Origin of the sequence: Rhodobium gokarnense (assembly GCF_025961475.1) — a bacterium.
Classification (GTDB): domain Bacteria; phylum Pseudomonadota; class Alphaproteobacteria; order Rhizobiales; family Rhodobiaceae; genus Rhodobium; species Rhodobium gokarnense.
On the sequence record NZ_JAOQNS010000010.1, the window covers coordinates 212282 to 218742 of the forward strand.

Here is a 6461-nt window from a genome sequence, read left to right on the forward strand (position 1 = left end):
AGTGCCCAGTTCGTCCGGGCTTGTGGAGTTGCCGGGCTTGTAGCGGGGCTGACGATGATCTCACCTGCCGCCGCCGAGGTCGACAAGAAGGCGGTCCTCGATACCTATGCGGATATCGCCGAGGCCGGCTACGAGGACTCTCTGGCCGCGGCCAAGACGCTCGATGCGGCCATCGACAAGCTGATCGCCGATCCCTCCGAGGAGACGCTTGCCGCCGCCAAGGACGCCTGGCGGGCCGCCCGCATCCCCTATCAGCAGACCGAGGCGTTCCGCTTCGGCAACCCGATCGTCGACGACTGGGAAGGCAAGGTGAACGCCTGGCCGCTCGACGAGGGCCTGATCGACTACGTGAAGACCGACACTTACGGCATGGAGTCGGACGAGAACGAGCTCTTCACGGCCAACGTCATCGCCAATGAGACGATCACCATCGGCGGCAAGGAGATCGACACCTCCAAGATCACGCCGGAGCTTCTCGGCGAGACCCTGCACGAGGCCGGCGAGGTCGAGGCGAACGTGGCCACCGGCTACCACGCCATCGAATTCCTGCTCTGGGGCCAGGACGTCAACGGCACCGATGCCGGCGCAGGAACCCGTCCGGCGACCGACTTCGACACCGCCAACTGCACCGGCGGCCATTGCGACCGCCGCGCGGCCTACCTGAAGGCGGCCTCGACGCTGATGATCAGCGACCTGGAAGAGATCGTCGCGGCCTGGTCTGAGGGCGGCGCTGCCCGCGAGGACGTGATGGACGCCGATGGCGGTATCGTTCGCATCCTCACTGGCATGGGCTCGCTCTCCTATGGCGAGCTTGCCGGCGAGCGCATGAAGCTCGGCCTTCTCCTCCACGATCCGGAGGAAGAGCACGACTGCTTCTCCGACAACACCCACATGTCGCACTTCCTGGATGCAAAGGGCATCAGCAACGTCTACCACGGCAAGTACACCCGCATTGACGGGTCCGTCGTGGAGGGGGCGAGCCTCTCCGACCTCGTCGCCGAAAAGAACGCCGACCTCGACAAGGAACTGAGTGGCAAGCTCGAGGCGACCATGGCGGCGATGACGACCATGAAGGAGCGCGCCGAAGGCGGCGAGGCCTACGATCAGATGATCGGCGAGGGCAATGACGAGGGCAACGCCGTCGTCCAGGCCGCGATCGACGCGCTCGTCGACCAGACCCGCTCGATCGAGCGGGTGGTCGCCGAACTCGACCTCGACGCCATCGATTTCGAGGGCTCCGACAGCCTCGATAACCCGAACGCGGTGTTCCAATGATCGTCTGCAGTTGCAACGTCATCAGCGATCTTGAAATTGAGGAGGCCGTTCTCGGCCTCCTCAAGGACGATCCCTGGCGGCTTATCGTCCCCGGCCACGTCTACAAGGAGATGCGGAAACGGGGGAAGTGCTGCAACTGCTTTCCGAATGTCGTCCAGATCATCGAACGGGCGACCGAACGCTTCCACCGCACCCTGGGAACCGCCGATGCAGACCGCACGGCGGCTTTCCTGTCGAACCTGAAGGCCGAGCACCGCCGCATCGTCGAGATGCGCCGGGCGCGCCGCGAGGTCGCCGCAAAGCAGTGGAAAAAGACGATCGCGGCATAACCGCCGGCCGCTCGCCACGACTACGCCCCTTTGAATATGGCGCCATTCGTTCTATTTGCATTGGGAGACGACATCCCAATGCGAGACGGAAAGGACGAAGAGCCGATGAAGGGCGACCCAAAAGTCATTGAATGTTTGAACGAAGCGCTCTTTATGGAACTGGCGGCGATCAACCAGTACTGGCTGCATTACCGGCTGCTGGACGACTGGGGCTACACGCTGCTGGCCAAGAAGGAACGGGAAGAGTCCATCGAGGAGATGGGCCACGCCGACAAGCTGATCGAGCGCATCATCTTCCTGGAGGGGCTTCCGAACCTGCAGACCGTTGCGCCGCTGCGCATCGGCCAGTCCGTCAAGGAAGTGCTCGACAGCGATCTGGCTGCCGAATACGAGGCGCGCGAGGCCTATGCCAAGTCGCGCGAGGTCTGCCGCGAGGCGCGCGACTACGTCTCCATGGAGCTCTTCGAGGAGCTTTTGACGGACGAGGAAGGCCATATCGACTTCCTGGAAACCCAGCTCGAGCTGTTCAAGGAAATCGGCCCGCAGAACTACGGCCAGCTCAATGCCGGCCCGGCGAGCGAAGCCGACTAGGCCGCTTCACGGCCGCGAATTCCACGGACCGGCGCATGCCCCTGGCTGTGCCGGTCCGGCCTTTCCGCCCCCCTTTCCGGCCGATGCGCGATTGCGCGAAAGGGGGCGCGTAGTGGCGCGGCGCCTGTTGCCGGCCGCGGGCATCGGTGCGTTGGCGTTTGCCACGGGCCTTGCCGCGACGGTCGCCGCCGACAAGGGCGGCCGCGACGACCTTTCCGCCGATGACGCGGCGCGCGTCGCTACCGTCACCCGGCCGACCACCGACTTTTCCAAGCCCGAGCGCTTCGAGGCCCGGTCCGCCGGCGCGGGCACCCATATGAAGCGGGTGACGCGGATGGCGTTTTCCCAGCCGCTCGCCAATCTTTCCCGCAAGGACGAGACCGAGTTCCGCTTCGGCAACGGGCTGTTCGAGAAGCTCTGGGTCTCCTCGCCCTCATCGACCCGGGCCTCGGACGGCCTCGGGCCCCTTTTCAACGCCCGTTCCTGCCAGAGCTGCCATGTGCGCGACGGCCGCGGCCGGCCGCCGGAGAGCCCCGGCGCCAGCGCCGTCTCCATGTTCCTGAGGCTCTCCATCCCGCCCGAGACCGATGCGGACCGCCAGGCGCTCGCGACCAAGGCAATCCTCAGCGTGCCGGAGCCGACCTATGGCGGCCAGCTCCAGGAATCCGCCGTCACCGGCCTTGCTGCGGAGGGCCGGCTCCATGTGGACTACACGGAAGAAACAATCGCGCTTGCCGGCGGCGAGACCGCGCGCCTGCGCCGGCCGGACTACCGGGTGAGCAATCTCGGCTACGGGCCGATGCACCCGAAGGTGCAGCTCTCACCACGCGTGGCGCCGCAGATGATCGGCCTCGGCCTAATCGAGCAGATCCACGCGGCCGACATCCTCAGCCTTGCCGACCCTGAGGACGCCGATGGCGACGGCATTTCCGGCAAGGCCAGCATCGTGCGCGACCACGCCGGCAACATCGTCCTCGGCCGGTTCGGCTGGAAGGCATCGATGCCCTCGGTGCTGGAGCAGTCGGCCCACGCCTTTTCCGGCGATATCGGCATTTCCACACCCTTGATGCCCGATGCCTTCGGCGACTGTACCGCGCGCCAAAAGGACTGCCGCGGGATGCCGACGGGCGAGCAGGCCAATCTCGGCGCCACCGAGGCGCCGGACCCGGTTCTCGCAATGGTCGTCCATTATTCGGAAAACATTGCCGTTCCGGCCCGCCGCGATGTCGGCGATGCGGCGGTGCTGCGCGGCAAGAAGGTTTTTTATGACGCCGGCTGCGCCTCCTGTCATACGCCGAAATTCGTGACCCGCCGCGATGCGCCGAACCCGGCCCACCGCTTCCAGCTCATCTGGCCCTATTCCGATTTCCTGCTCCACGACATGGGCGAGGGGCTTGCCGACGGCCGGCCTGTCGGCGATGCTTCGGGCCGCGAGTGGCGCACGCCGCCGCTCTGGGGCATCGGGCTGACCGAGACCGTCAGCGGCCACACCTACTTCCTGCATGACGGGCGCGCCCGCAGCCTGCTGGAAGCCATCCTCTGGCATGGCGGCGAGGCCAAGGCGGCGCGCGATGCCGTTGCCGATCTTGAACCCTCCGCCCGTGCCGATCTTCTGAAATTCCTGGGGTCCCTGTGATGCCGTTCGTTCACGCCGCTCTCGCCTTCCTCCTTCTCGCCGCGGCCCTTCCGGGCGCCGCCGCGGCGGCACCCGCCGATGCCTATCCGCGGATCGTGGAGCGGACCATCACGGAGTTCATCCGCCCCGGCTACAACCGGCTGGCGGCCGAGGCAAAGGCGATGGATGCGGCGACGTCGGCTCTGTGTTCCGAGCCGTCCAAGGAGACGCTGAGCGCTGCCCGCGGGCAATTCGCCGACCTCGTCGACGCCTGGTCGCGGGTGGAGCTCCTCCGCTTCGGCCCGGTGCGCGAGGACAACCGCTATGAGCGGCTCAATTTCTGGCCGGACCGGCGCAGCCTCGGCCTTCGCCAGGTTCAGCGGATTATCTCGACCAAGGACGAGAGCGCGATCGGTGCCGATGCGCTTTGGGACAAGAGCGTCGCCGTTCAGGGGCTTGGGGCGCTGGAATTCGCGCTCTTCGGCACCGGCGCCGACGAGCTTGCAGAGCCGGGCGCCGCCGATTTCCGTTGCCGCTATGCCCAGTCCATCGCCGCGCGGATGGCGGCGACGGCCGGCGACATCGCCGCGGACTGGACCAAGGCGGACGGCTTTTCCGCCGTGCTCCTCCAGCCGGGCGACGATAATCCGGTCTACAGGACCCACGGCGAAGTGGTTCAGGATCTCCTGCGTGCGATGACCGAGGAGATGCAGTTCGTCCGCGACCTCAAGCTCGTTGCCATCATGGGTGAGGACGCCAGGGACGCCAACCCGCGCGTGGCGCCGTTCCGCCGCGCCGGGCTCACCGTTGCCGCGATCAAGGCGAATGTGGAATCGGTGCTGGCGATGTTCGAAAAGGGCGACTTCATCTCCGCCCTCGGCGAGGAGGACGCCTGGCTGTCGCAGTCGCTGCGCTTCGAGGTCGGCCAGGTGTTCCAGTCGCTGGGGCAGGTTGAGGACGATTTCGGGAAAGCCTTGCGCGACGAGGAGAAGCGCAAGTTCCTCGATCTCGTGCTCCTCAGCCTGCATGGCGCCAAGGAATCCATCGGCGACTACTATGCCGGGCGGACCGGGCTCGCCATCGGCTTCAATTCCTTCGACGGAGACTGACCGTGATCGAGATCGACCGGCGCCGGTTCCTGGCCGGCGCGCTTGCCAGCGGGCTGGCGACGGCCGTCGCCGTGCCGGCGGAGGCGTCCGGGGGCGAGGCGACCTACGTCACCGCGATCCGCAATGCCGACGGCAGCTTCGGCGTCGCCGTCCTCAACGCGGACGGAAGGCTCCTCTTCACCGAGAGCATGGAAGGGCGGGGCCATGGCGCCACCGTCTCGCCAGACAATGCCACGGCCGTCGTCTTCGGCCGGAGGCCGGGCAGGTTCGCGGCCGTCGTCGACCTTGCGGCCGGGAAGATCGTGCGGACCATTCCGGCGGTCGAGGGACGGCATTTCTGCGGTCACGGGCTCTATACGCCGGACGGGCGGCTGCTCTATGCGACCGAGAATGCCTATGAGCTCGAAAAAGGGATGCTCGGGGTCTACGACGTGGCGGCGGACTACCGGCGCATCGGCGAGATCTGGACCGGCGGCATCGGCCCGCATGAGACGCTCCTGATGCCGGACGGCAAGACGGCCGTCGTCGCCAATGGCGGCATCCTCATCGATCCGATGTATGGCCGCCAGAAGCTCAACATCGCCACCATGGAGCCCTCGCTCGCCTATCTCGATCTTGAGAGCGGCGAGGTCGTCGACAAGATGGAGCTTGGGCCTGAGCGCCACCAGCTCTCGATCCGCCACATCAGCATCGACGGCGATGGCGCTGTCTGGTTCGGCTGCCAGTATGAGGGGCCGAAGACCGACCAGGTGCCGCTGATCGGCAAGCACATGCGGGACGGGGAGGCCGAGATGATGTCGGCGCCGGCGCGGGTGATGCGCGGCTACCGGCAATATGTCGGTTCGGTCGCCACCAGCCGCGACGGAACGCTCGTCGCCACCTCCAGCCCGCGCGGCGGCGTCATGACGATCTGGAACTGCGCGAGCGGGACCATCGTCTCGGAGGCGAAGATCGAAGACGTCTGCGGCCTTGCGCCCGACGCCGGCAACGCCTTCTTCGGCACCAGTGGAACGGGGCTCGTCTTCGACGGCGACAAGGACCTTGCGCGCTATCCGGGGATCGCCTTCGACAACCACATGCGGATGGTTTGAGGGACGCTCCCCCTTCGCCGTCAGCCCGGCCCTTCACTCTCCCGTCACCCCGGCCGTAGCGCAGCGGAGAGCCGGGGCCTATTGCCCTTGTCCACACGGTATGTCGCCGGCGGTTTGGGGTGCGTGTGCGTGGACCGACGGCCTTCCTTCACCTCGACGGGCTTCCGCGTTGAGAGGGGCAATGGGCCCTGGGTCAAGCCGGGAGTGACGGGGAGAGTGTGGGGCTGGTGGTGGGGCTCAGGCAGGCGGCGCATTGCGCTGCGCCAGCTCTGCTCTGGATTGCTTCGCTGCGCTCGCAATGACGGTAATTCATTGACAAATAAATATGTTCTGCGTCATCAACACAGTTTTGTCTGTGGTTGGATTTGATCGCGGATTCTGGCGTTTATGATTGTGATGAGCTTTCTTGCGATGGCGATGAGGGCGACCATTTTGGTTTTTCCGTTTTCGC

The 6461-nt window shown here is 66.2% G+C and carries 6 protein-coding genes; all 6 read left to right on the top strand.

Annotated features, from left to right (window positions below; genetic code table 11):
* Positions 1 to 54 precede the first annotated feature (54 nt).
* Positions 55 to 1275 carry an imelysin family protein gene (locus tag M2319_RS17285; protein WP_264602709.1) on the top strand — a complete coding sequence of 407 codons (1221 nt, stop codon included), beginning with the start codon at positions 55 to 57 and terminating at the stop codon, positions 1273 to 1275.
* Positions 1272 to 1604: a (2Fe-2S)-binding protein gene (locus tag M2319_RS17290; RefSeq protein WP_264602710.1), complete on the top strand. Its 333-nt coding sequence runs from the start codon at positions 1272 to 1274 to the stop codon at positions 1602 to 1604. The genes M2319_RS17285 and M2319_RS17290 overlap by 4 nt, the downstream gene beginning before the upstream one ends.
* Positions 1605 to 1709: 105 nt before the next feature.
* The gene (gene bfr / locus M2319_RS17295) at positions 1710 to 2195 is read left to right on the top strand and encodes a bacterioferritin (RefSeq protein WP_111432224.1); all 486 of its coding nucleotides are present in this window, start codon (positions 1710 to 1712) and stop codon (positions 2193 to 2195) included.
* Positions 2196 to 2307: 112 nt separating this feature from the next.
* The gene (locus M2319_RS17300; RefSeq protein ID WP_406682203.1) at positions 2308 to 3831 is read left to right on the top strand and encodes a di-heme oxidoreductase family protein; all 1524 of its coding nucleotides are present in this window, start codon (positions 2308 to 2310) and stop codon (positions 3829 to 3831) included.
* Positions 3831 to 4919 carry an imelysin family protein gene (locus M2319_RS17305; RefSeq protein ID WP_264602711.1) on the top strand — a complete coding sequence of 363 codons (1089 nt, stop codon included), beginning with the start codon at positions 3831 to 3833 and terminating at the stop codon, positions 4917 to 4919. Before M2319_RS17300 ends, M2319_RS17305 begins: the two co-directional genes overlap by 1 nt.
* Before the next feature lie 2 nt (positions 4920 to 4921).
* Positions 4922 to 6010, top strand: a complete 1089-nt coding sequence (locus tag M2319_RS17310; protein ID WP_264602712.1) for a DUF1513 domain-containing protein — start codon at positions 4922 to 4924, stop codon at positions 6008 to 6010.
* Positions 6011 to 6461: the final 451 nt, after the last annotated feature.